This is a genomic window from Flavobacterium salmonis (genome assembly GCF_903819435.1).
GTDB lineage: Bacteria > Bacteroidota > Bacteroidia > Flavobacteriales > Flavobacteriaceae > Flavobacterium > Flavobacterium chungangense.
In genome coordinates, this window is record NZ_CAIJDP010000137.1 from 1 (window position 1) to 253 (window position 253).

Consider the following 253-nt stretch of genomic DNA (forward strand, 5'->3'; position numbering starts at 1 on the left):
ATCTTTGTGATGACTATTTATATAATATCGTATAAGTAAGAGTGCAGTTCATGGCTTCTGAAGGTTGTGGAAATTCCGGAACATATACCAACACCTGGACTGTAAAAGATGATTGTGGAAATACTTCCGATACTTTCATGCAAGTGATAACAATTGAAGATACTACTGCTCCGTCTTGGTCTACTGAAACTGCTTATTTGAATGTAACTTTGCAATGCAGCGACCTTTCAGGATTGGAAAATGCGCAGGCAAT

General features: G+C 37.9%; 1 protein-coding gene. It reads left to right on the top strand.

All coding sequences use genetic code 11. The annotated features are described in order from the left end of the window. Window positions 1-50: 50 nt before the first annotated feature. Window positions 51-253, top strand: a 203-nt coding sequence (locus FLACHUCJ7_RS25250; protein ID WP_180910983.1) for a hypothetical protein, incomplete at its 3' end; no start/stop codon positions are given.